The sequence below is a fragment of the Nocardia sp. NPDC059180 genome (assembly GCF_042754945.1).
GTDB lineage: Bacteria > Actinomycetota > Actinomycetes > Mycobacteriales > Mycobacteriaceae > Nocardia.
The window spans coordinates 193,012-216,637 of sequence record NZ_JBHZBU010000011.1 but is presented as its reverse complement, the minus strand read 5'-3'; the positions used below and the strand labels follow the sequence as shown (position 1 = coordinate 216,637).

Annotated in this window: 25 protein-coding genes; 13 read left to right on the top strand and 12 right to left on the bottom strand. The window is 67.6% G+C overall.

What is annotated here, in order from left to right:
* Window positions 1-62 precede the first annotated feature (62 nt).
* Both ACFXNW_RS28155 and ACFXNW_RS28150 read left to right on the top strand, forming a co-directional pair.
* On the top strand, window positions 63-1,121 hold the full coding sequence (locus ACFXNW_RS28155; protein WP_379420811.1) for a beta-ketoacyl-ACP synthase 3: 1,059 nt from the start codon (window positions 63-65) through the stop codon (window positions 1,119-1,121).
* A 3-nt stretch (window positions 1,122-1,124) separates the two neighbouring features.
* Window positions 1,125-1,817, top strand: coding sequence for a lysoplasmalogenase (locus ACFXNW_RS28150; RefSeq protein ID WP_379420810.1), 693 nt, complete (start codon window positions 1,125-1,127; stop codon window positions 1,815-1,817).
* 4 nt (window positions 1,818-1,821) lie between these two features.
* Here ACFXNW_RS28150 and ACFXNW_RS28145 read toward each other — a convergent pair whose 3' ends face one another.
* Entirely contained in the window at window positions 1,822-2,268 is a 447-nt protein-coding gene (locus tag ACFXNW_RS28145) for a DUF3592 domain-containing protein (RefSeq protein ID WP_379420809.1), read from the bottom strand.
* A 121-nt stretch (window positions 2,269-2,389) separates the two neighbouring features.
* On the opposite strand from ACFXNW_RS28145, the gene ACFXNW_RS28140 reads away from it, so the two are divergent.
* Window positions 2,390-2,842: a nuclear transport factor 2 family protein gene (locus ACFXNW_RS28140; protein WP_379420808.1), complete on the top strand. Its 453-nt coding sequence runs from the start codon at window positions 2,390-2,392 to the stop codon at window positions 2,840-2,842.
* A gap of 16 nt (window positions 2,843-2,858) precedes the next feature.
* On the opposite strand, the gene ACFXNW_RS28135 is transcribed toward ACFXNW_RS28140, so the two are convergent.
* The gene (locus ACFXNW_RS28135) at window positions 2,859-3,281 is read right to left on the bottom strand and encodes a PIN domain-containing protein (protein ID WP_379420807.1); all 423 of its coding nucleotides are present in this window, start codon (window positions 3,279-3,281) and stop codon (window positions 2,859-2,861) included.
* Complete coding sequence (locus tag ACFXNW_RS28130) at window positions 3,278-3,502, bottom strand: type II toxin-antitoxin system VapB family antitoxin (protein WP_379420806.1); 225 nt, start codon at window positions 3,500-3,502, stop codon at window positions 3,278-3,280. Before ACFXNW_RS28130 ends, ACFXNW_RS28135 begins: the two co-directional genes overlap by 4 nt.
* A 134-nt stretch (window positions 3,503-3,636) precedes the next feature.
* On the opposite strand from ACFXNW_RS28130, the gene ACFXNW_RS28125 reads away from it, so the two are divergent.
* Complete coding sequence (locus ACFXNW_RS28125; RefSeq protein WP_379420805.1) at window positions 3,637-4,179, top strand: dihydrofolate reductase family protein; 543 nt, start codon at window positions 3,637-3,639, stop codon at window positions 4,177-4,179.
* A gap of 48 nt (window positions 4,180-4,227) precedes the next feature.
* Here ACFXNW_RS28125 and ACFXNW_RS28120 read toward each other — a convergent pair whose 3' ends face one another.
* Window positions 4,228-4,899 (bottom strand): LuxR C-terminal-related transcriptional regulator, encoded by a 672-nt coding sequence (locus ACFXNW_RS28120; RefSeq protein WP_379420804.1) that lies wholly within the window; start codon window positions 4,897-4,899, stop codon window positions 4,228-4,230.
* Window positions 4,896-6,269 carry a sensor histidine kinase gene (locus ACFXNW_RS28115; protein WP_379420803.1) on the bottom strand — a complete coding sequence of 458 codons (1,374 nt, stop codon included), beginning with the start codon at window positions 6,267-6,269 and terminating at the stop codon, window positions 4,896-4,898. The genes ACFXNW_RS28120 and ACFXNW_RS28115 overlap by 4 nt, the downstream gene beginning before the upstream one ends.
* A 107-nt stretch (window positions 6,270-6,376) precedes the next feature.
* Here ACFXNW_RS28115 and ACFXNW_RS28110 point away from each other — a divergent pair, with 107 nt between their 5' ends.
* From ACFXNW_RS28110 to ACFXNW_RS28100, 3 genes are all read left to right on the top strand, one after another.
* On the top strand, window positions 6,377-6,811 hold the full coding sequence (locus tag ACFXNW_RS28110) for a DUF4190 domain-containing protein (protein WP_379420802.1): 435 nt from the start codon (window positions 6,377-6,379) through the stop codon (window positions 6,809-6,811).
* Window positions 6,812-6,866: 55 nt separating this feature from the next.
* Window positions 6,867-7,550, top strand: coding sequence for a TrmH family RNA methyltransferase (locus ACFXNW_RS28105; RefSeq protein ID WP_379420801.1), 684 nt, complete (start codon window positions 6,867-6,869; stop codon window positions 7,548-7,550).
* A gap of 123 nt (window positions 7,551-7,673) precedes the next feature.
* Window positions 7,674-8,762, top strand: a complete 1,089-nt coding sequence (locus tag ACFXNW_RS28100) for a glycoside hydrolase family 76 protein (RefSeq protein ID WP_379420851.1) — start codon at window positions 7,674-7,676, stop codon at window positions 8,760-8,762.
* 92 nt (window positions 8,763-8,854) lie between these two features.
* On the opposite strand, the gene ACFXNW_RS28095 is transcribed toward ACFXNW_RS28100, so the two are convergent.
* On the bottom strand, window positions 8,855-9,496 hold the full coding sequence (locus ACFXNW_RS28095) for a DedA family protein (RefSeq protein ID WP_379420850.1): 642 nt from the start codon (window positions 9,494-9,496) through the stop codon (window positions 8,855-8,857).
* Between the two features lie 50 nt (window positions 9,497-9,546).
* Complete coding sequence (locus ACFXNW_RS28090; RefSeq protein WP_379420849.1) at window positions 9,547-10,218, bottom strand: DedA family protein; 672 nt, start codon at window positions 10,216-10,218, stop codon at window positions 9,547-9,549.
* 289 nt (window positions 10,219-10,507) lie between these two features.
* On the opposite strand from ACFXNW_RS28090, the gene fbaA reads away from it, so the two are divergent.
* Both fbaA and ACFXNW_RS28080 read left to right on the top strand, forming a co-directional pair.
* Complete coding sequence (gene fbaA / locus ACFXNW_RS28085) at window positions 10,508-11,542, top strand: class II fructose-bisphosphate aldolase (protein WP_379420800.1); 1,035 nt, start codon at window positions 10,508-10,510, stop codon at window positions 11,540-11,542.
* A 28-nt stretch (window positions 11,543-11,570) separates the two neighbouring features.
* On the top strand, window positions 11,571-12,689 hold the full coding sequence (locus tag ACFXNW_RS28080; protein ID WP_379420799.1) for a BTAD domain-containing putative transcriptional regulator: 1,119 nt from the start codon (window positions 11,571-11,573) through the stop codon (window positions 12,687-12,689).
* Between the two features lie 3 nt (window positions 12,690-12,692).
* Here ACFXNW_RS28080 and ACFXNW_RS28075 read toward each other — a convergent pair whose 3' ends face one another.
* Window positions 12,693-13,025 (bottom strand): excalibur calcium-binding domain-containing protein, encoded by a 333-nt coding sequence (locus ACFXNW_RS28075; protein ID WP_379420798.1) that lies wholly within the window; start codon window positions 13,023-13,025, stop codon window positions 12,693-12,695.
* A gap of 189 nt (window positions 13,026-13,214) precedes the next feature.
* Between ACFXNW_RS28075 and ACFXNW_RS28070 the strand changes: the two genes are divergently transcribed.
* Entirely contained in the window at window positions 13,215-14,681 is a 1,467-nt protein-coding gene (locus tag ACFXNW_RS28070) for a DUF4185 domain-containing protein (protein ID WP_379420797.1), read from the top strand.
* 8 nt (window positions 14,682-14,689) lie between these two features.
* On the opposite strand, the gene ACFXNW_RS28065 is transcribed toward ACFXNW_RS28070, so the two are convergent.
* A complete protein-coding gene (locus ACFXNW_RS28065; RefSeq protein WP_379420796.1) occupies window positions 14,690-15,751 on the bottom strand; it encodes a fused (3R)-hydroxyacyl-ACP dehydratase subunits HadA/HadB in 1,062 nt (353 codons plus the stop codon).
* 98 nt (window positions 15,752-15,849) lie between these two features.
* On the bottom strand, window positions 15,850-18,198 hold the full coding sequence (locus tag ACFXNW_RS28060; protein WP_379420795.1) for a hypothetical protein: 2,349 nt from the start codon (window positions 18,196-18,198) through the stop codon (window positions 15,850-15,852).
* A 205-nt stretch (window positions 18,199-18,403) separates the two neighbouring features.
* Between ACFXNW_RS28060 and ACFXNW_RS28055 the strand changes: the two genes are divergently transcribed.
* Together ACFXNW_RS28055 and ACFXNW_RS28050 are read left to right on the top strand one after the other, a co-directional pair.
* Window positions 18,404-18,847: a DUF3151 domain-containing protein gene (locus tag ACFXNW_RS28055; protein ID WP_379420794.1), complete on the top strand. Its 444-nt coding sequence runs from the start codon at window positions 18,404-18,406 to the stop codon at window positions 18,845-18,847.
* A 79-nt stretch (window positions 18,848-18,926) separates the two neighbouring features.
* Window positions 18,927-20,030: an aromatic acid exporter family protein gene (locus ACFXNW_RS28050; RefSeq protein ID WP_379420848.1), complete on the top strand. Its 1,104-nt coding sequence runs from the start codon at window positions 18,927-18,929 to the stop codon at window positions 20,028-20,030.
* Between the two features lie 397 nt (window positions 20,031-20,427).
* Here ACFXNW_RS28050 and ACFXNW_RS28045 read toward each other — a convergent pair whose 3' ends face one another.
* Together ACFXNW_RS28045 and ACFXNW_RS28040 are read right to left on the bottom strand one after the other, a co-directional pair.
* Window positions 20,428-21,207, bottom strand: coding sequence for a site-2 protease family protein (locus ACFXNW_RS28045; protein WP_379420793.1), 780 nt, complete (start codon window positions 21,205-21,207; stop codon window positions 20,428-20,430).
* Complete coding sequence (locus tag ACFXNW_RS28040) at window positions 21,204-21,863, bottom strand: hypothetical protein (protein WP_379420792.1); 660 nt, start codon at window positions 21,861-21,863, stop codon at window positions 21,204-21,206. Before ACFXNW_RS28040 ends, ACFXNW_RS28045 begins: the two co-directional genes overlap by 4 nt.
* Window positions 21,864-22,308: 445 nt before the next feature.
* Between ACFXNW_RS28040 and ACFXNW_RS28035 the strand changes: the two genes are divergently transcribed.
* Window positions 22,309-23,598: an adenylosuccinate synthase gene (locus ACFXNW_RS28035; protein ID WP_379420791.1), complete on the top strand. Its 1,290-nt coding sequence runs from the start codon at window positions 22,309-22,311 to the stop codon at window positions 23,596-23,598.
* Window positions 23,599-23,626 lie beyond the last annotated feature (28 nt).

The following is a 23,626-nucleotide window of genomic DNA, read 5'->3' as shown; positions in this document are numbered from 1 at the left end:
TAGTTGCCCTCGGCTAGCCTGGTGCTGATTAATTCGGTAGTTGAAGGGTCGTGTGAGTCGCCGTGGTGAGCATTGCAGTCAAGAAGGGCCGCGACAATGTCGCGATGCTCGGTATCGGTGCCTACCGGCCGCAGCGCGTGGTCAGCAATGACGAGGTGTGCGAGGTTCTCGACTCCACCGACCAGTGGATCTACGAGCGCACCGGTGTGCGCAACCGTCGCTGGATCAGTGGCGACGAGACGCTGCGTTCGATGGCCGCGGCCGCCGGTGACCGCGCACTGAACAACACCGGCATCGACCGGTCCAAGATCGGCGCGCTCATCCTGTGTACCTCCAGCTGGCTCAAGCTCACCCCGCACGGTGCGCCGACCATTGCCTCTGACCTGGGCATCAACGGCATCCCCGCCTTCGACCTGACCTCCGGCTGCGGTGGCTTCGGATACGGCCTCGGTGTCGCCGCCGACCTGATTCGGTCGGGTTCGGCCGAATACGTGCTGGTCATCGGCGCCGAGACGATGACCGTCGGTCTCGACCCGACCGACCGCGGAACCGCGATGATCTTCGGTGACGGTGCGGGCGCCGTCGTCGTCGGCCCGAGCGAGGAGAACGGTATCTCCCCGACGGTGTGGGGCAGTGACGGCGAGAACGCCGAGGCCATCGCCCAGGACGTCGACTTCCTCGAATACATGAACAGGGCCGACGCGATCCAGGCGGAAGGCTACGACGGCGAGCCGCTGAAGCGGATGGCGCTGCGTATGGAGGGTCCCAAGGTTTTCCGCTGGGCCGCGGTGACGTTGCCGCGCGCGCTGTCGGACGCACTGAATGCCTCCGGGGTCGCCAAGGAGGACATCGAGGTGTTCGTGCCGCATCAGGCCAATGCCCGCATCAACGAGTTGATGAAGAAGAACCTCGGCCTGGCCGAGGACATCCCGATGGCCAACGACATCGAGAACACCGGCAACACCTCGGCCGCCTCGATTCCGCTGGCCATGGAGGAAATGCTGGTCACCGGCAAAGCCAAGGGCGGTCAGCTGGCGCTGCTGCTCGGTTTCGGTGCCGGGCTCAGCTATGCCGGTCAGGTCGTCACCCTGCCGCCCAAGCCTGCCGAGCCGAGCTTCTGACCGATGCGGGTTTTTCGCGCCGGGTATCTCGCCGCCACCGCCGTCACCGTGTTCGGTGCGCTCACCGGTCGCCACAAGCTCCAGTGGGTCGCCAAGCCGTTGATGATGCCGCTGCTCGCGGCGGATGTCGCGCGCAGCGACGCCGAACTGGACCCGACAGACCGGACCGTGCTGCTCGGCGCGCTCGGTGCCGCGACCGTCGGTGACGTGCTGCTCATCGACCCGGATGACGACCGCAGGCTGATCGCGGGTGCGTCGTCGTTCGCGGTGATGCAGGCCGGGTACGCGACGCTGTGGTGGCGCCATGGTGCGCGGCCGCAGCCTGCGATCGCCGTGCCGCGCGTGGTGGCGTGGCTGGGTGCGGGTGCGTTGATGCGTGCCAAGGCTCCCGCCATCGCGGCGCCGTTGACGGCCTATGGTGCGACGCTGGGCACTGCGGCGGTGCTGGCATCGGATCCTGGGCTCGCACCCGGTGCCGAAAACGTTGCGGGACTGAATATCCCGAACGATGATCCGCGCAGCAGGCTCGGCTTGGGCGCGCTGCTGTTCACGGTGTCCGATGGATTGATCGTGCTGCGGCGGTTGTTCGCGCGCAGTGAGCGGTCGCGGCGGGTGACCGAAGGCGTCATTCTGGCGACCTACGGTGCGGCGCAGTACTTGCTCGCCGACCCGAAGGCACACGCGGACCGCGACTGAACGTTCACAGGCAGAACATGACCCGGTCCCGGTTCTCCGGATCAACGCGGATCGAGACCGTTTCCCCGATCGCCAAGCGCTCCTTGTCGGCGGGCGTCACGTCGTAAACCACCGTCCCCCGGTAACTTTCGGACCCCGGCACAGTGAATTCCAGATCCAGCTCGGTCATCTCACTGTGATGATCCGTCCGCGCCAGCGGCCGCACATGCTCCACCCGCGCCCACCCCTCGATCCCATGCCTCGCCAGCTGCCGATCCGCCTTCGACGGCCGCCCGGTCCACATCAGCCCGATCCCGATGCACGACCCGAACATCCCCACCAGCGCCATGATCTGGAACGGCACCGTCCCGTCCGGCGTATGGTTCACCACCCACCCCAGCCACAGCGCAAGCAGGATCAGGTACCCGGCCGTCACCCCGAGCACCACCCGTAGCACTCGCACGTGGTCCATGCTCATCACCCCGTAGCTCCAGGATATGCCTGGTAACCACCGGCGTGAGGCGGCTCTTCGTCGTAGACGCGCCGTCCGATTACCGCCAGCACCGCTCGACTCCCAGCGAAATGCTGGTCTCATGTCCGACCAGTCCACGCTCGACGTCCTCACCGGCATGTACGCCGCCGAGGCCCGCTACCTGGCCGCAGGCGGCCCCGGCCGGGCCTCCTTCGCCACCCTCGCTCCCTACTTTTCCCCAGACGTCGTCCTCTACCAGGCCGATGCCCTCCCATACGGCGGCATCTGGCGCGGCCACACCGGCCTCGAACGCTTCTTCACCGCCATGAGCGCGGTCTGGGAAGTCTTCGACCTCCTCGACCAGCAGTTCCTCGCCACCGGCACCACCGCCGTAGTCCACACCCGGATCCACGCCCGGGCCCGCGCCACCGGACGTGAACTGGACTTCCCGATCCTGCAAACCTTGCGTCTGGAGAACGCTCGGATCGCCGAGATCCGGCCGTTCTACTGGGACACCCGGGCCGTCGCTGTTGCGACGACGCTCGTCGCAGCTCAATCTGCCGGAAGTTCATAGTTTCCGGAAATGACGATCAGAGATCGAGCGGGCCTTCGTGGACGTTCAACTGGCGGAGCTCGGTGGCAAGGCGACCCGCTGTCACGAAATCGCTGTCGTCGTGCACGACGACCAGACCGTGGTACGCGGCGGTCGCGCAGATCTGCAGGTCGATGGCGGAAAGGCAGCTGTGGCTGCCCATCTCGGCAGCGCGGTACTGCAGACCCGCAATCCACGTGCCTGCGGATTTCGGCACCGCCACATCGCGATAGAGGCCGTCGTACATTCCGCAGAACGCGGAGTACTCCTTCAAATTGCGCGCCGAACGCAGGAACTCGGCCCGCTGCGGATAGCAGGAGCGGATCTCGCCGGATGTCGTCGGCGTGCGCCAACGATCATGGAGGGACTTATCGCGGAGTATGCGCCACAGGGCGGACGAATCGAGCAAGTATCCGATCACCGAGTGCGAGGCTCCTTCTCTGCTCGATGTGCCGCTTCGGCGCCTTCGATATCCCACTCGCGGGCGAGTTCGAAGTAGTGGTCGTAGGCCTCGGCGCGCGAGAGCCGCTCGTTGTACTCGGTCAGGGCAGCGGCCACAGCTGCGGTCTTGGTCCGATGCCCTCCGAGGCGTTTGGCTTGCTCTAGGACCTCATCGTCGATCTCGATGTGAGTCAGCGACATCGCGCGCCTCCTGTACATGAATGAAGTATTTCACCACTAAAATTGTACAAGATGGCGACATGTCTTGCGGCTTCACCGGCTCGCCAATAAATGCTGACCGAAGATGTCAGGTTTCGGTGTCAGGATCGACGTCCATGACGACCCGCTACTACACCGCCACCAGCCTCGACGGCTACATCGCCGACCCGAGCAACTCCTTGGATTGGCTGATGGCCGTGGCCGACGCCGATACCGCGACCAGCGATGTGGACGAGTTCCTGCTCGGCGTCGGAGCCATGTGTATGGGCGCAACGACCTACGAATGGATGGCAGCCAACAATCCGCCGGAGTACTGGCCGGAGAACTACGGTGACCGCCCGTGCTGGGTATTCACCCACCGCGACCTGCCCGCGACCCCCGGAGCGAACCTCCGGTTCGTCGCGGGCGATGTCAGCGCGGTGCATACGCAGATGGCCGAGGCGGCGGGCGACCGCGATATCTGGGTGCTCGGCGGCGGCGAATTGGCCGGGCAATTCGCCGACGCGGGCCTACTCGACGAGGTGATCGTCGGCATCACCCCGGTGACACTCGGTGGCGGTGCCCCGCTGCTGCCGCGCCGGATCCTCTCGGATCGGATGCAGCTGGTCGGCGTCGAGCGGATGGGACAGTTCGCCAAGCTCGCCTATCGACTGATCTGAGGGCGGCTCGGGAAGTGCTCATGAGCAGGCATCCCTGTCGCAACTCGCCTATCCCCGCAACCGCAGCACCGCCATCACCCTGCGGTGATGAGTCTCCGACGGCGGCAGATCGAGCTTGGTGAAGATGTTGCCGATGTGCTTCTCCACCGCCCGTTCGGTGACAGTCAATGAGCGGGCGATGGCGCCGTTGGTGAGTCCCTGGGCCATGAGCTCGAGGACTTCGCGTTCCCGTGGCGTCAACCGGTCGAGAGCTTGCTGCTGGCGGGAGGCGCCCATCAATTGGCTCACCACCTCGGGGTCGAGGGCGGTGCCGCCGGTGGCGACTCGGTCAAGGGCTTCCATGAACTCGCGGACGTCGGCGACCCGATCCTTGAGCAGGTAGCCGACGCCGTTCGCGCCGGCGGCGAGCAGTTCGGTGGCGTAGCGGGTTTCCACCCATTGTGAGAAGACGAGCACGCCGGTGAGCGGGAATTTGCGGCGCAGTTCGATGGCGGCGAGCAGGCCCTCGTCGGTGTAGGTCGGCGGCATCCGTACATCGACCACCGCGACGTCGGGTGCGTGCTCGGCGACCACCTCGGACAGGTTTGTCGCGTCACCGACCATCGCCACCACCTGGTGCCCGCGTTCGGTGAGCAGCCCTGCCAGGCCGTCGCGGAGGATGGCGCTGTCCTCCGCGATCACCACGCGTAGCGAATCCGGTTGGCCTGCGCCGTTGTTCATCGCGGACCCGCCGTCGGGAGGGTGATGGTGACGACCGTCGGCCCGCCGACGGGACTGTCCACGGTGAGGCTGCCGTCCACGCTCGCCGCCCGCGCTGCCAGCCCGGCCAGACCGCTGCCGGCCACCGGTTCACCCGCCATCGGTTGCAGGACACCACCACGGCCGTTGTCGCGTACGGAAACCACAAGGGAATCATTACCGGACGGCAGCACCGACACCTGCGCATGGCTCGCACCCGCGTGTTTCACCACATTCGTCAGCAGTTCGGCGACGGAGAAGTAGGCGATCGCCTCGATGGCCGGATTCGGCCGCGCGGGCAGATGCACCCGCAGCTCCACCGGCACCGAGCAGCGCGCGGCGAGCGTCTCCAGCGCCGGTTCCAGGCCCAATTCCAGTGCAGGCGGATGGATTCCACGGACCAGCTCGCGCAGTTCGGCCAGCGCCTCCTTGGTGCCGGCATGAGCGTCGGCGATCAGGTCGCGCGCGTCACCGCCGTGTTCGAGACGCTCCTCGGCGCGCCCCAGCGCCATCGCGATGGTGACCAGCCGCGCCTGCGTGCCGTCGTGCAGATCGCGTTCCAGGGTGCGCAGCGTGGCGGCGGAATCCTCGACCGCGACGCGCCTGCTCTCTTGGAGGTCGGCCATGCGACGGTCGCGCGCGGTCGGTGCCAGCAGCCAGATCGCCAGCTGCCGGTGCACCAGGCACACCACCCGGTTCAGCCAGGGCAGCGCGAAGCAACCGATGACGCCGAGCGCCGCGAAGCCGAGCACCCGTGGCCAGGTGTCGATGTAGAAGTCGCCGAACTGGGCGAGCGAATGCCGCTCCACCCCGTTGGAGTCGATATTGACCGGATCGAACAGTACCCACGGGATCGGCGAGATCGCGACGAACACCACTATCGCGGTCGCCACCAGCACGAAGTACCCACCGACCATGCCGACGATGCCCTGCACCAGCACGAAGGCCAGCGCCCGCCAGCTCGGCATATCGGTGAACGCAGACTTCAGGAAGCCGAACAGCCCGGATTGCGGTGCGAACGGTGGTGGTGCGTCCAGCGGGGTCCCGAGCAGATCCCGCACCAGCGCCCGATACACATGCCCCCACAGACGTCCACCGAGGATCACCAGGGCCAGGACGGGGATACCGATGATTGTCAGCGAGACCAGCACACCGCCGCCGCCGGCCAGGTAGATGTAGCCGACGCCGAGCGTGGCGAGGATGAACGAAACGATCAGATAGCCGAGCTCTTTCCACGTCCGCGCCGTGAAGGGTGCGCGCAGGATGGTCCGCAGCACCTGCGGGCCCTTCGACTCGGGTTTTCCGGCCGGTGCATCGAGTACCAACGTCGCTGTGACGGAAGAATCGGTCATGAGCTCCATGTTCGTCGAGGTGAGTGGCCCGATCGAGGGCGCTGACCACCGGGTCGATGGTGTAGCTCGCCCCACCATGGTGCCCGCCCACCGTTAACATCACCCGCATGACATACCCACCGCAGCAGCCGCCCGGCTCCGATCCGTACAAGAGCCACGGCTCGGACCCGTACGCTGCGCAGCCATATCCCGCGCAGCCGTACCCTGCGCAGCCATACGGCGCACAGCCATACGGTGCGGCTCCTGGTTACCCACAGCAGGCCTACGGATACGGTCCGCCCCAGGATCACCCCCAGGCCACTACGATCCTGATTCTCGGCATCCTCAGCCTGGTCATGTGTGGCATTCTCGGCCCGTTCGCCTGGACGATGGGCAAGAAGGCGCTGGCCGAAATCGACGCTTCCGGGGGGATGATCGGGGGTCGGGGGAACGTCAAGGCGGGCTACATCTGCGGGATGATCTCGTCGATTCTGCTGATCGTCTCGATCGTCTTCTTCATCCTGTACATCATCATCGTCGTCATCGCCATCGGCGTCTCCTAGCAGTTCATACCTGCCGGACTCCGGCGCCGCCACCTCGGGAATTAGCATTCTCGGCGTGAACGACCTCGCGCCGGACGTGCCGGAGCATCCACCCGGCCCCACCGAATGGGGCGAGCATCCGCACGGTGTCGGCCCGTGGGTAGACGAATTCGGCGGGCAGCCACCGGACGATCCACGGCTCGATCCGGTGCTGCTCGCCGAGGGCGATCGCCGCAATGTGGTGGACGCCTACCGTTATTGGACCCGTGAGGCGATCGTCGCCGATATCGATCGGCGCAGGCATCCGTTCCATGTCGCGATCGAGAACTTCGGGCACGACGCGAATATCGGCACCGTGGTCCGCACCGCCAATGCGTTCGCGGCGGCGGCGGTGCATATCGTCGGCAGACGGCGCTGGAATCGTCGCGGCGCCATGGTCACCGACCGCTATCAGCACATCGAGCACCACACCGATATCGCCGCCCTGATGGAGTTCGCGCGCCGGGAGGAGCTGACCGTGGTCGCGGTCGACAATGTCCCCGGTTCGGTGCCGCTGGAAACCGCTCGACTCCCGCGCCGCTGCCTGCTGCTGTTCGGTCAGGAGGGACCCGGCGTCACCGAACATGCTCGCGAAGCCGCGGCGCTGACGGTGTCCATCGCCCAGTTCGGATCCACCCGCAGCATCAATGCCGGTGTGGCCGCAGGCATCGCCATGCACGCCTGGATCGGTCAACATGCCGATCTGACCACAGCCTGGTAACAATTAGGCGGCGAAACCCGGTGCCGACCTGGCACCATTGGAGCTATGACCACGCGGAGGGACGCACAGCGTCAGGGGGAATTCAGCGAGCCGACGCCTGCGCTGTGGTCCGAACGTGCCGATATGGCGGAATCGGCGATCATCTCCCGGCATCTGCGTGCACTGTGGGGTCTGCCCGGCACCACACTCGGCGTGGTCGGCTGGCCCGCCGCCCGGCGTGAGCGCCTGTTCCTGTCATGGCATTACTGGTGGCAGGCGCATCTGATCGACTGTGCCGTCGACGCGGCCACCCGGGTGCCGACCCCGGCCCGCCGCAAACGGATCAGCGCGCTCGCCCGTTCGCACCGCCTGCGCAACATCACCGGCTGGACCAACCGCTACTACGACGATATGGCTTGGCTGGCCATCGCTTTGGAGCGCGCGCAACGAACCCAGGACACCGAGGAGGCGCCGGGCGCGCTGCTCGCGCTGGAGAAGGAACTCTACGAATCCTGGGACCCCGATACCGGCGGCGGCATTCCCTGGCGAGTGGGCGCGGACTATTTCAATGCGCCTGCGAACGGTCCGGCGGCGATCGCATTGCTGCGGCTCGGCCGCCATGAGCGCGCGGGCGAGATGGCCGACTGGCTCGACGCCACCCTGCGCGACCCGGAGACCGGACTGATCCTCGACGGCATCCATCTGCCTTCCGGCGAGATCGAGCGTCCGGTGTTCACCTATTGCCAAGGCGTGGTGCTCGGTCTGGAGACCGAGCTCGCCGTGCACACCGGCGAAGCGAAACACCTCGAGCGCGTCCATCGTCTGCTCGCCGCGGTCGAGGACCGGATGACAACGCGCGGCGTCGTACAAGGTGGTGGCGGCGGCGACGGCGGCCTGTTCAACGGCATCCTGATCCGCTACCTCGCGGTGGTGGCACTGATGCTCCCCGGCGATGACGCCGAGCAGGAAGCCGACCGCCGCCGCGCGGCCTCGATCGTGCTGTCCTCGGCGAAGGCGGCGTGGGCGAATCGACTCGAGGTGGAGGGCGAGCCGCTGTTCGGCCACGACTGGAGCAAACAGGCACAGCTACCCGGCGGCAGCTCGGGGGCCGGGCACTTCACTTCCGGCGGTTCGGTGACGTCATCGACGGTGCCCGAACGCGATCTGTCGGTGCAGTTGTCGGGGTGGATGCTGATGGAGGCCGCGCATATGGTGAGCGCGGCGGGGTTGTGATCGATCTCGCCACCCTGACCAGCAGCAGGGCGAAGTAGGTCGCCGTTCGGGATTACCGATGACCCGTCGGCACGCGGGCGCTGCTTCGCGCCTCAGTGCTCGGTGACGCCCGCCGAATCCAGATCGAAATCCTCCGCGGGCTGCGCCATCTCCTGGCGATACTGCCGGACGCCGAGCACGGTGCCGACGATCAAGCCGACAACGAGCACCACCACGACCGCGGGCATCAGCCACGGCACTCGCTGGATGAAGCCGCCCGCGTAGTAGCCGATGAGCAGCAGCACCGGGGCCCACAGGATGGCGCCGATGGTGCTGGCGATGGTGTATTTGCGGTGGTCCATGCCTGCCGCGCCGGCCACCATCGGGCACAGGGTGCGGACCCACGGGATCCAGCGGGCGACGAGTACCGCGACGAAGCCGTGCCGGTGCAGCATCTCCGTGACGCGTGCGAGGTTGCGGGTGTTGATGTAGCGGCCGTTCTTGCGGGCGACCAAATGGTGCCCGGTGCGACTGCCGACGACGTAGCCGACCTGGTTGCCTGCGATGGCCGCGACCATCGTGCCGAGCGACAGGCCCCAGACCTGTGCCTCGCCGGAGGCGTGCGAGGCCATCACCACACCGGCGGTGATCAGCATCGAGTCGCCGGGCAGGAACAGGCCGATGATGAAGGCGCATTCCAGGAAGACGAACGTCAGCACGATCGTCCAGACGAGTGCGGGTCCCGCCGAGATCATCGGTTCGAAGCTGCCCAGTGCGAGGGTGGTGGACGCTGGGGACACGGGGATCAGCGCGCGGTCTCGTTCGTCGAGGCGGTCAGCTCGACATCACGGGCGGGGTCGGTCTGCTCGGCCTTGGCGCCGCGGCCACGCAGCTTCTTCGCGACGGCCATGATCCCCGGCAGGATCGACACGAACACGATGAGCAGGAAGATCGCCTCGACGTGGTCGCGGATGAAGGCGACATTGCCGAGGAAATAGCCGAGGATCGTGACGCCGCCGCCCCACAGGATCGCGCCGATGATGTCGAAGGAGACGAACTTGCGGTAGTCCATCGTGGACACACCCGCCAGCACCGGCATGAAGGTGCGCACGATCGGCACGAAGCGGGCCAGGATGATCGTCTTCGGGCCGTGCTTTTCGAAGAAGGCGTGCGTCTCGGTGATGTAGTGCTTCTTGAAGAAGCGGCTGTCTTCCTTCTGGAAGAGCGCAGGGCCGATCTTTCTGCCTATCCAATACGCACATTGGTCGCCCGCGAACGCGACAAGCGTGACGGCGGGCACCAGCACCCAGATCGACAAGCCCGCCGGCGGGTTCTCCTGCGCGGCCAGCAGGCCACCGGTGAACAGCAGCGAGTCGCCGGGCAGGAGCGGGAACAGCAGACCGGTCTCGATGAAGACGATGACCAGGATGGCCGGGAGGACGGCGTGCTGCAGCCACGTATCGGTGAGCAGGTACATCGGATCAAGCAACTGAGTCAGGGCAAGGTTGCTTGTCACCGCGTCGGAGGCTGCGAGCGCAATCACCCGGCCCACAGTACCGGTTCCAGCGGCAGATCCCGTCACGGCTGTGCGACGGCGGTCACATCGCCAGTGCCCGGTGCATCCTGGCGAAGGCGATCCGATCTACCGCCCGATCCCCGCGTGGCGGCGCATCGATCCCCTGATGTCGGCCGAAAACCTGCTGGCTTAGGGTGGGGCTGACAGAATTGGCAATTGCCTTTTGCCGAACGACACGGAGGTCTTCACAGTGCCCATCGCGACTCCGGAGGTCTACGCCGAGATGCTCGGTCGGGCCAAAGCGAACTCCTTTGCCTTCCCCGCCATCAACTGCACCTCGTCGGAGACGGTCAACGCGGCGATCAAGGGCTTCGCCGATGCGGGCAGCGATGGCATCATCCAGTTCTCCACCGGCGGCGCGGAGTTCGGTTCCGGCCAGGGTGTGAAGGACATGGTGACCGGTGCCGTCGCGCTGGCCGAGTTCGCGCACGTGGTGGCGGCCAAGTACGACATCACCATCGCGCTGCACACCGACCACTGCCCCAAGGACAAGCTCGACGGCTTCGTCCGGCCGCTGATCGCCATCTCCCAGGAGCGCGTGAACGCGGGCCTCAACCCGCTGTTCCAGTCGCATATGTGGGACGGCTCGGCCATCCCGATCGATGAGAACCTCGAGATCGCCAAGGACCTGTTGAAGGCCACCAAGGCCGCCAACATCATCCTCGAGGTCGAGATCGGCGTCGTCGGCGGTGAAGAAGACGGTGTCGAGGCCGCCATCGACGAGAAGCTCTACACCTCGCCGGAGGACTTCCAGAAGACCATCGACGCGCTGGGTGCGGGCGAGAACGGCAAGTACCTGCTCGCCGCCACCTTCGGCAATGTGCACGGTGTGTACAAGCCGGGCAACGTGGTGCTGCGTCCGGAGGTCCTCGCCGAGGGTCAGCGGGTGGCCGCGGCCAAGCTCGGCCTCGGCGCTGACGCGCAGCCCTTCGACTTCGTTTTCCATGGCGGTTCGGGCTCGCTGAAGTCCGAGATCGACGATTCGCTGCGCTTCGGTGTGGTGAAGATGAACGTCGACACCGACACTCAGTACGCGTTCACCCGCCCGGTCGCGGCGCATATGTTCGCCAACTACGACGGTGTGCTCAAGATCGACGGCGAGGTCGGCAACAAGAAGGCCTACGACCCGCGCAGCTACCTGAAGAAGGCCGAAGCCTCCATGGCGGCGCGTGTCGTCGAGGCGTGCAATGATCTGAAGTCCGCGGGACGGTCGATCAGCGCCTGACCCACAACCCTGGCGGGGGCAACAGCACATGAGTCTCGAGGTGCGCCTGCTCGGGCCCGTGCGGCTGCTGGTCGGCGGTGAGCCGGTGGCGGTCGGCGGGCCCAAGCCGCGGGCGTTGCTTGCGGCGCTGGCGGTGAATCGGCGGCGCGCGGTGTCGTCGGTCGCGCTGGCCGACATGGTGTGGAACGAGGATCCACCCGATTCCTACGCCGCCAGCCTGCAGGTATTCGTATCGAATATCCGTAAGGCGCTGCGTAATTCGGGTATCGATCCAGCGGTCGTGCTGCGCACCGAATCCTCCGGCTATCGGCTCGAGATCACCGAGGAAGCCTGCGATCTCGGTCGCTTCGAGGCCGCGCGAGATGCGGGGAATCGCGCTGCCGAGGTGGGCGACCACGCCACCGCCGCCCACCTGTTCGGTACCGCGTTGCGCGAATGGGACGGCCGGGCTCTCGCCGATCTGGCGGGGTTGCAGTTCGCCGATGGTTTCGCCACCGCCATGGACGAAGAACGCCTGCTCGCCGCCTCGGCCCGGATCGATGCCGAGATCGCGTGCGGGCGTGCGTCTTCGGTGATCGGTGAGCTGGTGTCGATGACCACCGAACATCCGCTGCGGGAACCGCTGTGGGGGCAGCTGATCACCGCGTTCTATCTGTCCGGCCGTCAAGCCGACGCTCTGGACGCGTGCCGCCGGGTACGCACGGTGCTCGCGGATGAGCTCGGCATCGACCCGGGCGCGGCGCTGATCGAACTGGAGCAGCGGGTACTGCGCCAGGAACCGCTCAACACCGTCGAATTCAAACGGGCCGAACGCATGGCCGCGGCGATGACCGAGACCGTCACCGAGGTGCCGAGCGCGGTACGCAGCGGGCAGATTCTGATGCCGGACGGGCGCGCGGTGCTCGTCGCGCAGGCGGGATTGCGCATCGGCCGGATGACCGACAACGACCTGGTGATCGACGATCCCAAGGCCAGCCGCTATCACGCGCACATCATGCCGAGCCGCGCCGGACTGCTGGTCAAGGATCTGCATTCGGCAAACGGCGTCTTCGTCAACGAGCAGGCGATCGAGACCGGCGCGCTCCTGGCCGATGGTGATGCCATCCGGATCGGCGGGACTGTGCTGGTCTTCCAAGCGGCACGGTAGTTCTTACAGCTCGCCGGGTTCGCAGGCGCGGCCGTTGCCGTCTGGGTCCAGGCGCATCGAGTAACCGCGCTGGCCGCGCAGGATCGGCGCGTCACCATCGCGGCGAGCTTCGCCGCAGGTCAGGTAGAACGGCGACTCCTTCGGCGTGGCCGAGCCGGTCGGGCGCTGATGCGGTTCGTCGAGCTGATTCGGTGAGGTCTGCCAATCGGTGGTGCTGTGGTCGGCGGTGAGCTGGGGCGCGGCGATGGCCAAGGGCGCGAGTGCGATGGCGATGCCGGACAGGCAGGCGGCCGCCGCACCGGGGAGCGCCCGGCGGGGGATGAGCGGAATCTTCATGATGTGGATCCTGAGAACGCTGACGTGCTGCGGGCTTGCTCTGACTCTGCGCCGATTATCCGCCGGAAAGGGTTCGGCCACCACCGCTGCGATGCCGCGCGAGTTCGCCCGGTCCGGTACGCGCTGGGCCGGTAGGGTCACACGCTGGTGCGGAACTTCCACGAATAGCCATGGATCGAGGGGTTGACGATGGCGAGGCGGGTGATGGCCGCGCTCGGCGCGGTGGTCTTCGGCGCGGGCGCGGTGGTGTGCGCGGAACCGGTGACGGCTGGCGCGGATCCACAGATCGCGGTGGGTGTGCCGGGTAGCGGTCCGTGCCGCAGCGATCCGGCGCCCACCCATGAACCGCTGGTCCCGGAGACGCTCGAGGTCCCGATCCCGTATCCGGTGATCACGGTGTTGCCGCCGCAGCCGCCGGACCCGAAGCCGACGCGCGTCGAGATGGAGCTGCCGCCGAATCCGTGCACCAACCCCTGCCCCGACCTGACCGACGAGGGCGCGCAACCGCCGAGCCTGGCAAAGCAACTCGGTATTCCGGAAATCCTGTTGAGCCCCAAGCCGTTCCACTTCGCTGTTCCGGGGCCTGGGCCAGATCCGGGACCGGTGCCACCGCCACCTCCAGCGGTCGAACCGGCGGTCGAGGCCGCCGCGCAGGCACCGGCTCCGCCCGCACCCAGGGTCGTCGCGGTACGCGAGGTGGCCAAACAGACCGGTGCCAGTTCGATCAATCGCACAGATAAGCGCTGGCAGGTGCAGGGCACCGATCTGGGCATCATGTGGGAATCGGCGCCCGGCGAAATCGCCACCGCCTTCGGCGATACCGTCGGCCGCGGCTTTCATCCACCGGGCGGCATGGGCGGCGACTGGCGCAGCAATGTCCTCGCTTTCAGTACCGACCGCACGCTCGACGACGGCATGACCTACGACCGGATGGTCACCGACAGTCGCTGCCACGCCGCCGAAGTGCTCTCCAGCCGCAAACTCGACAACGTCGAGGTGACCACCATCCCCACCTCGGGCTTCGCGCTCGGCGACCGGCAATACCTGAGCTACATGTCGATTCGCACCTGGAACAGCCTGCCCGGCACCTTCTTCACCAACTACGGTGGCATCGCCTACTCCGACGACCACGGCCAGACCTGGACCAAGGACCCGCACGCCCGCTGGGACAACATCTTCGGGCTGGCGAATTTCCAAGTGAGCGCGATGGTTCCGCACGGCGAGCACGTGTACATGTTCGGCACACCGAATACCCGCCTAGGCGCTGTCGGACTGGCACGGGTGCCCAAGGATCAGATCCTCAACACCACCGCCTATCAGTACTGGCGCGAGGGTTCCTGGACGCCGGTGGGCGGTGCCGCCGCGGCGACCCCTGTCGTCAACGGGCCCGCCGGTGAACTCTCGGTGCGCTACGACGCCGAACGCGAGGTCTGGCAGATGAGTTATCTGGACACGACCAAGGCCGCGATCGTTGTGCGCGAGGCTGATTCACCGCAGGGTGTATGGTCCGACGGCACCCCGACCGTGACCGTGCGTGACTACCCGGAGTTGTACGGCGGATTCATCCATCCGTGGTCATCGGGATCGGACCTGTACTTCAACATCACCACCTGGAGCGACTACAACGTCTACTTGATGCACGCGACGCTGGAGTAGACCAGGGTTCAGCCGAGCCGGACCTCGGCGAGTGCTCGCCCGAACAGCTTGCGACCCTGGGATTTCCCGGACAGCACGATGGTCGCGGTGCGCCGCTCGGGATCGAGTTTCTTGATCTTGCCGGAGAACTCGACGACGCTGCGGGCATCGGCGGCCACCGGCACGAAACCGGCGAACCGCACGCTCAACGATTCGATCGCGGTGGGATCACCCAGCCACGCGGTCAGCTTGCCGCCGGCCAGGCCCATCGTGAGCAGGCCGTGCGCCACCGTCGTCGGCAGGCCCGCCAGCTTGGCGGCGTGCTCGCTGAAATGAATGGGGTTCGAGTCGCCGGAGACACCCGCATAGTTCGCTAGATCGCCGCGGGTCAACGAGACCGTGCCCAGCGCGATCTCCTCACCCACCGACAGCTTGTCGAACTCGCGGGCGGTGTGCACGGGAGCCGGTGCCGGCGTCGGTGCGGTCTCGATGGCGTCGGCGTCGAGTTCGACGAGCGCGTCCAGGTCGCCGAGCGCGGCGTGTTCGGCCTCGGTGCGGCCTTGCATCATGATGTTCTCGACCGCTTCGGTGATGTCGGGGGCCACCTCCACCCCGCGCCGCGCGACGATCGTGGTCGTGCCGACCTGGGAGATCTCGTCGTTCTGGTTCGTCAGCAGGAACTTCACGTGGATGAAGTCGTTGTCGTTGAACTGGCGGATCGACTCGACCTCGACCTCGGTGGTGATCCGGTCACCGGCCACCATCGGTCGATACACCTGGAATACCTGATCGGTCTGCAGGATCTGGGACAGGTCGTATTCGGTGAGCACCGAGTCCAACAGCACGTTGGTCGCGGCCATACCGATCACCGAGGCGAAGGTCGGCGGGGCGACGACACCGTCATAACCCAGCTTGCGGGCATCGACCTCATGCTGATGCGCACCGTGATCGTTCTGCACCGCTCGCGCGAACTCGCGGATCTTCTCCCGGCCCACCTCGTAGTGATCCCGAATCCGGAACCGCCGCCCCGCGAGCGTTGCCGTCCGCACCACCTTGTCGTCCGGCCGCGCCATCGATTGTTCCCTGCCCATGATCCGGGCCATGCTACTGGCGATTCGGACCAGCGACCAGCTAGGAAGGGGTAACTGTGACCTTCGATACCGGCTAGCGCGTTATCGGTGCCGCATCGTTACGGCGCGCTGTCCGGTGGGTCACAGACCTTCCAGCCGTCCGGGGTGTGTTGCAGATCGAAGGTCCGGGCGGTCCGTGCCGGATCCGCCTTGGTGAAGACGGTGGCCTGGGCGATGGCGGTGTCGTCGGTAATACGGATGGCCTGGATGTTCTCGATCACCGGAATGCTGCCTTGGTCGACCGACTGCTGGTGCACACCGGCGAACTGATCCTCGGGAATGCCCTGGTAGAACTCGTGTAGCGAGCCGCAGGTGGTGGATCGAAGGGTCTCCAGATCGCCATCCTTCAATGCCCCGGTGTAGCCGCCGATGGCATTGCGGATCTGCGCCTCGGGGGAATCGTCGCCCGAACCGACCACCGCGACCAGCACCACCGCGATGAGCCCGACGATCAGCACCACCGCCGCGCCGACGGTGAGCAACCACCGATTCGAACGGCCGCCGCCTGCCTGCGGCTCGGGCTCGGCCGCCTGTACAGGCTGCACGCGCTGCGGCTGAGCCACCGCGCGCGGCTGCGGGGGGCGGGGGCCAGCCAGCGACTGGGCGGGTGTCGTCGGCTGCATATCCGCGGGTGAGGGCGCGCTGGCGGGGCGCGGTGTCCCGGCGGGGCCGTTACCGGCGGCCGACTGCGGCGCCCCGCCTTGTGGCGAACCGCCCTGCGGAGAAGCGGAACCCGGATGTAGGCCGCCACCCTTCTGTTGGGCGGCGCTCGGCTTGCCGCCCTGCTGGAGGTTGCCTTGCTGCGGCCCGCCTTGCTGCGGCCCGCCTTGCTGCGGTCCGCTTTGCCGAGGCGCGCCGGGCTGCGGCCGCGGCGGCTTGCCCTGGGGCGGCATGGCGCCGTGCTCTGGACCCGATGGCCCATGCGCGCCCGCCTGCTTCGGCCCGGCGGCCGGCCGTGGCGTGCTCGGCGGCTTACTGAGTGGCTGCCGCGCACCCGCGCCCGCCACCCGATCGGTCCCGCCCGGCCGCTGCACCGGAATCGCGACGGTCTGGGCGTCGGCCGGATTCGGCACGGCACGCATCTTCACCGTCTTGGCGTCGCCTGCGGGGTCCGCGGGGGCGTCGGTGCCTGCTGCGGCGGCGGGCTCGACGCCGTCGGGGGACGTGGTGGTTGCGTCGTCCTCGGCGGTGACAGGCTCGCCGCCGTCGGCGAGCGTCCCGGCCTCCGGTGCGCCTTCGGCGGCGTTCTGCGCGTCATCCGCACGCTCGACTTCGCCGGCCTGACCCTTGCCCGTGTGCGTGGCGTTACCCGGCTTCCCAGCAACCTTGTCGCCCGCTCCGGTCGCCTTGGCTGCTGCCGCACCGGCGGCGCTCGCAGCCACGGCACCCGCTGCGCCCGCGGCAACGGCGCTCGTAGCGGTGTTCGAACCCGCGGCGGAACCGCCCTTCGACGCTGCCGCAGCTTCGGCGGCATCGGATGTGGCTGCGGCCTGCGCGTCGTCCTGCTGACCGGCGACCGCATCACCTGCCCCTGCGGCCTTCGCTGCTGCTGCGCCCGCTGTTGCGGCGATTGCGGCGTCCTTCGGCCCGGCGGCGGCGTTCGTGGCGCGCCCACCGGAGTCGGCTGTGGCTGCGCCTGCGAGGTCGACGCGCCGCATGGCGACCGTTGCCGCGTCGGCGTCGCCTGCACGCGACTGTTCGGCGCCGCCGGCCGCATTGCTGTCCGGCGTCGCTTCGTCTGCCTCGGCGGCGCCCTGCGAGCCCGAGCCAGCAGCGGGAACCCCGGCAGCGCGGGGCTCCGTCGACTTGCTCGGCGCGGGGACCGCCTCGTTCTCGGCGTCGTCGGTGGCGCTCGAATTCGACTGTTGCGCCGGCGAATTCGCTTCAGCTTCGGAAGGTGAAGTCGCGGTGGGGCTCTTGACGGAGTCCGCGGTGCCGCTGGGAGCGGCGGTGTCGGCCGAGTTCTCCGGTTCGGTGGTGGCGTCGTTTCCGCTGCGCGGGGTCTGCTCGGTTTCGGTGCCGGATGCGTCGCTGCCGGACTCGGAGGGGTTGGTCGCGGTTCCGGCGGAACCGGCGCCTGCGGAGTCGGCGCGGGCGGACTTTTGTGTGGCGCGTTCCGCGACTCGGTCGCGGGAGATCTCGGCCGTTTCCGCATCGGGGTCGCCGGACTCGTCGGCGGGGGCTGGATTTTCGGCGACCTGGGTCGTCGAGGAGCCGGAGTTCGCCGCATCGGCAGCGGAGACCTGGGCGAAAGCCTTGGTGGGGGCGTCGGCGTCGGCGTCCGAAGCGGTCGGCGAGGTGGGGCTTGTCCCGTCGGCGGCAGAGGTGGGCGGTGCGGCCGGTCCGTCCGTCTTGCGGGCGTCGGCGGATTTGTGCACCGGATTCTTGTCGTCGGTCGGGTCGGACACCACTACCCCTCGCTCAGCGGAACAATGTGAACTCGACGGCCAGCCTAATGGGCGCGATGGCCGTCGGTATGTCATGTCCGCGTCCGAAATCCCAGCGTTACCGCCGACGAGTACAGGCAGCTCCCGCTGCCCGCGCACCGGCGCGGCCCGCGGACACGCCAGGTGCGGCTGCCGGGCTGCCGGTACGGCGTGCACAATGAAGGCCATGACCTCGTTCGGTGATCTGCTCGGCCCGCAACCGGTACTGCTGCCGGAAATCTCCGACGCCGAGGACGCGCTCCTCGCCAAGGCCGATCCGGTGCAGGTCGCGGCCGATCATCCGGCCGCCTCGATCGCCTGGGCGCATCTGGCCGAAGCCGCGCTCGAGCGTGCGGAAGCGGCCGGGGAAGCCGTCAACCACGACGTCGTCGCCGCCTATGCCTTCGCCCGCACCGGGTACCACCGCGGCCTCGACCTGCTGCGCCGCAACGGCTGGAAGGGTTTCGGCCCGGTGCCGTGGAGCCATGAACCCAACCAAGGCTTCCTGCGCAGCGTCGGTGCGCTCGCCAAGGCCGCGCGTTCCATCGGTGAAACCGACGAATACGCCCGCTGCCTCGATCTGCTAGAGGATTGCGACCCGCGCGCCGCCGCGGAACTCGGCCTGGACTGACCCCGAAACCGACCCCGACGAGACAGAACCCGAGTTGATCGACCCGACCTCCCGCGTCGCCCTCGCCCGGGCCGGTGGCATGGACCGGCTGCGCAGTTCATGGACCCGCCTGCGCTTGTCCGCGCTGCCGATTCTGCAATGCGCGCTCGGTGCCGCGCTGGCCTGGTTCATCGCGCACTACGTCATCGGGCATACCCAGCCCTTCTTCGCGCCGACCGCGGCGGTGGTCTCGATCGGCATCTCCTTCGGCGCCAGGCTGCGTCGTTCGGTGGAACTCGTCGTCGGGGTCGCCGTCGGCATCGGCATCGGTGATCTGTTCATCTCCCAGGCCGGAACCGGTGTCTGGCAGATCGCGCTGGTCGTCGCTGTGGCCATGAGCCTCGCGGTGTTCCTCGACGGCGGCACCATCATCGCCATGCAGGCGGCCGGCTCGGCCGTGCTGGTCGCGACCCTGTTGCCGCCGGCCGCGGGCGGCGGGTTCTCCCGCATGATCGACGCGCTCGTCGGCGGCCTGGTCGGCGTGGTCGTCGTCGCCGCGATCCCGTTGCATCCGGTGCGCCGAGCCAGAGAGCAGGCCGGGGAAATCCTCGCCGTCATGGGCAAATCCCTGATCGACGGCGCGGAGGGCCTGCTGGAGCAGGACGCCGACAAGGTGCACACGGCGCTGACCGCGGTCCGCGCGACCCAATCGCAGCTGGATTCGCTGCGCAAGACCCTCGAGGGCGGGCGTGAGATCAGCCGGATCTCGCCGCTGTATTGGAATTCGCGCAAACGTCTCGAACGCATCCGCGCCACCGCGGACCCGCTCGACAACGCCGTCCGCAACACCCGCGTGCTGCTGCGGCGCAGCCTGAGCCTGGTCCGCGACGACGAGATCCTCGATCCGCGCCTGATCGAGGAGGTGGAGAGCCTTGGTCACGCGGTCGACGTGGTCCGCCGGATGATGCTCGCCGATCCCGGTCAGCAGCCCGACCGGGCCGAGGCTGCGCGGATCCTGCGCTCGGTCGCCAAGGGGGCGCGCCCGGAACTGGTTGCCGGAGCGGGGCTTTCGGCCCACGTGGTGTTCGCTCAGGTGCGTTCGACCGTGGTCGATCTGATGCAGGTCTGTGGTATGCAGCGCATCTCGGCGATCGCGCTGCTGCCACCGACGGTGCCGAATCCGTATGTGCGGCCCGAGGACTGACCTTCGAGAACGCCCGCTTCCGGCGGACAGCGCGGGCCTGACGATTCGTGTCGTCGATGTCCGTGGTCCGCGGTTCATCGCGCGCTCGACGGCGACCTTGCGGTAGCGACTACTCGACTTGCTCCGCGGATGTCCCGGCCCCGCCGCGTGCCTGAGCGCCGAGTGCGGTAGCACGGCGCTGATCTTCGCGTAGTCCGCTACTCACGCGCTGCTCCCCACCGATCCCTAACGTGAGAACCGACCGAGCCGACGAGGGGTGGTGCGGTCACACACTTCGCCGCACAGCGCGACGCCTGCCGGGCCCATATTGGTGTGGTGGCCGGCGGGCTGGGGCCGCGCTGCGGGGCGAAGACCAGGGTCGTCCGGTCCATCGACCGGGCGGCCCTGAGTTCTACCGTCAGGTCCAGAACCGGGTGAGGTAACCGCCCCAGCGCGACCACATCGACGGCACACCCGACAGGTCGTACAGGGCGTACACCGCATCGAAGAACACCTGGTTGATCATCGGGGTGAACAGCAGCGCGAACAGGATCAGCATGCCGAACGGCTTGAACTGGTCGAGCGCGCGGCGGGTCTGATAGCTCAGCGACGGCTCCAGAATCCCGTAACCGTCCAGGCCGGGAATCGGCAGCAGGTTCAGCAATGCCGCCGTCACCTGCAGGAACGCCAAGAAGCTCAATCCGAACCAGAATGCGGCATGCTCCTCGGCACTGCCGAACAGCCGCACGATGATCAGCAACAGCGCCGCGCACACCACATTCACCGCCGGGCCTGCCCCGCTGATGATCCGCTGGATCCGAGTGGAGAAATTGTGCGCGTGCACATAGACCGCGCCACCGGGCAGACCGATACCGCCGAGCGCGATGAACACGATCGGCAAGACGATCGACAGCAGCGGATGGCTGTACTTCAACGGATTCAGCGTGAGATATCCGCGCAGTTCGACCTCGCGGTCTCCGGCCCGCCACGCCACATACGCGTGCGCGAACTCGTGCAGGCACAGGCTGACGATCCAGCCGAAGACCACCAGCAGGAAGACTCCGGCCTTGGCCCGCACCGATTCCAGGTCGGCGTCCCAGGCCAGCGCACCGCCCGCCACCGCGATCACCACGACGAGCAGGAAGATCGGGCTCGGCCGCACCGCACCGGTGCGGCGGGCCTGGGCGGGAAAGCTCATCGGACCAGCAGCCAGGGCTCGTGATGACGGTAGAAGGTAGATCGGGGCACGACGCGCTCGCTGTTGATGCCGTCGCGGGTGACCCGCGCGCCCGGTGTCCCGAGTTGAGCGGCGCGTCCGCTGACCCATCGTCGTTTACGCACTCCGCGTTGGACAGTCGCGCGCACGCCGGGCATTTCCAGCGTCGGTGAGACGAACATGGCCGCGACCTTGCCGGAGAACAACTGGGTGTCGTCGACGTACGCCTCGCCCTCGAGCTTGTCGCCCTCGGCGCCGACCAGTGTGGCGCGGCCGACCAGCACCGTTCCGGTGTCGTCACGGATCAGCGGCACCTCGGTGGCGCGCCCCTCCAGCGCGCGCCGCGCGGCGGCATTGCCGGTGCCGGTCTCATAGGCGCGCGAGCCATAGGTCTTGTCGACCGGGACGTAACCGATCTCCACATTCAGCCGCTCGGTGCGCATCAGGTGAGTGAGCACCGCGGCCAGCGCGGCATCGTCACCGAGCACGATCAACCGGGGCAGGCTGTCGGCCGCGAGCACCGGAAGCAGCTCATCGATCTCGCCGGTATCGGGAATGGCATCGGTTTGCGTGGTCGGCTGGGAAGCGAGGGCAATCGGTACCGGTGCGCCGTCGCAACGGAGAACGTGGGTACTCAAACTGCCGTACACCCTCCTCGATCCGGCCGACTCCCGTCGGTCGTCCTGCCCACTTCACTCGGACGATCGACGTCCGCTGCCAGCAACGTTCCTGGTGTTTGTTTGGCCGCGCCGGCGGCGCCGGGGTGCGCGCCCCGGGGGTTTCTGGGGTCCCCCCACCCGCTGGGTCCCTTCGGCTTGCGCAGCGGTAGCGGAGACACGAGACGGGCCGCGAACTCGGATGCTCGGTCTCGCTTCGCTCGAAAATTGGCGTGTGACCGGCTGTTGTCTCGGCACGCGCACTGCCTGCGCCGGTGCTCGCGCGGGATCGGAACTCGCGTGCGGCGGCTGGCCCGACTGGGCCTGCGCAGGTGGTCGACTAGACTGTGCTTCCGGCCACCGCCTCAATACGGCAGGTAGCTGCAACACAGACGGTGTTGCGCGTCGAACCGTAGGAGACACGACCATGCCGGCAATCGTCCTCATCGGCGCCCAGTGGGGCGACGAGGGCAAGGGCAAAGCTACCGATCTACTCGGTGGGCGCGTGCAATGGGTGGTTCGGTACCAGGGCGGCAACAATGCCGGTCATACCGTGGTGCTGCCCAACGGCGACAACTTCGCACTGCACCTGATCCCGTCCGGCATCCTGACTCCCGGCGTCACCAACGTCATCGGCAACGGTGTGGTGATCGACCCTGGCGTCCTGCTCGACGAGCTCGCGGGTCTGGAGCAGCGCGGCGTCGACACCACCGGCCTGCTGCTTTCGGCCGACGCGCACCTGATCATGCCGTACCACGTGGCCATCGATAAGGTCACCGAACGCTTCCTCGGCAACAACAAGATCGGCACCACCGGCCGCGGTATCGGCCCCTGCTACCAGGACAAGGTCGCCCGCGTCGGTGTCCGGGTCGCCGATGTACTCGACGAGAAGATCCTCACCCAGAAGGTGGAGGCGGCGCTCGAGTTCAAGAACCAGGTGCTGGTCAAGATCTACAACCGCCGCGCCCTGGAGCCGCAGCAGGTCGTCGACGAGGTCCTCGAACAGGCCGAGAGCTTCAAACACCGCATCAGCGACACCCGGCTGCAGCTCAATCAGGCGCTCGAGCGCGGCGAGACGGTGCTGCTGGAAGGCTCGCAGGGCACCCTGCTCGACGTCGACCACGGCACCTACCCGTACGTGACCTCGTCCAACCCGACCTCGGGCGGTGCGGCCGTCGGCGCGGGTGTCGGGCCCAACAAGATCACCACGGTGCTCGGCATCCTCAAGTGCTACACCACGCGCGTCGGCTCGGGCCCGTTCCCGACCGAGCTGTTCGACGAATCCGGCACTTACCTGGCCAAGACCGGCGGCGAGGTCGGCGTGACCACCGGCCGCGCGCGTCGGTGCGGCTGGTTCGACGCCGTCATCGCCCGCTACGCCACCCGCGTCAACGGCATCACCGACTACTTCCTCACCAAGCTCGACGTGCTGTCCAGCCTGGAGACCGTGCCGATCTGCGTCGCCTACGACGTCGACGGTGAGCGGGTCGAGCAGATGCCGACGACGCAGACCGAGTTCCACCACGCCAAGCCCATTTACGAAGAAATGCCGGGCTGGTGGGAGGACATCTCCGGGGCGAGGACCTTCGAGGACCTGCCCGCCAATGCCCAGGCCTACGTGCGGCGGCTCGAAGAGCTCTCCGGTGCGCGGATCTCCTGCATCGGCGTGGGTCCGGGCCGCGACCAGACCATCGTCCGCCACGACGTGTTGGGCTGAGTCCGATTTGGGGCCTGTGGGCTCCTCG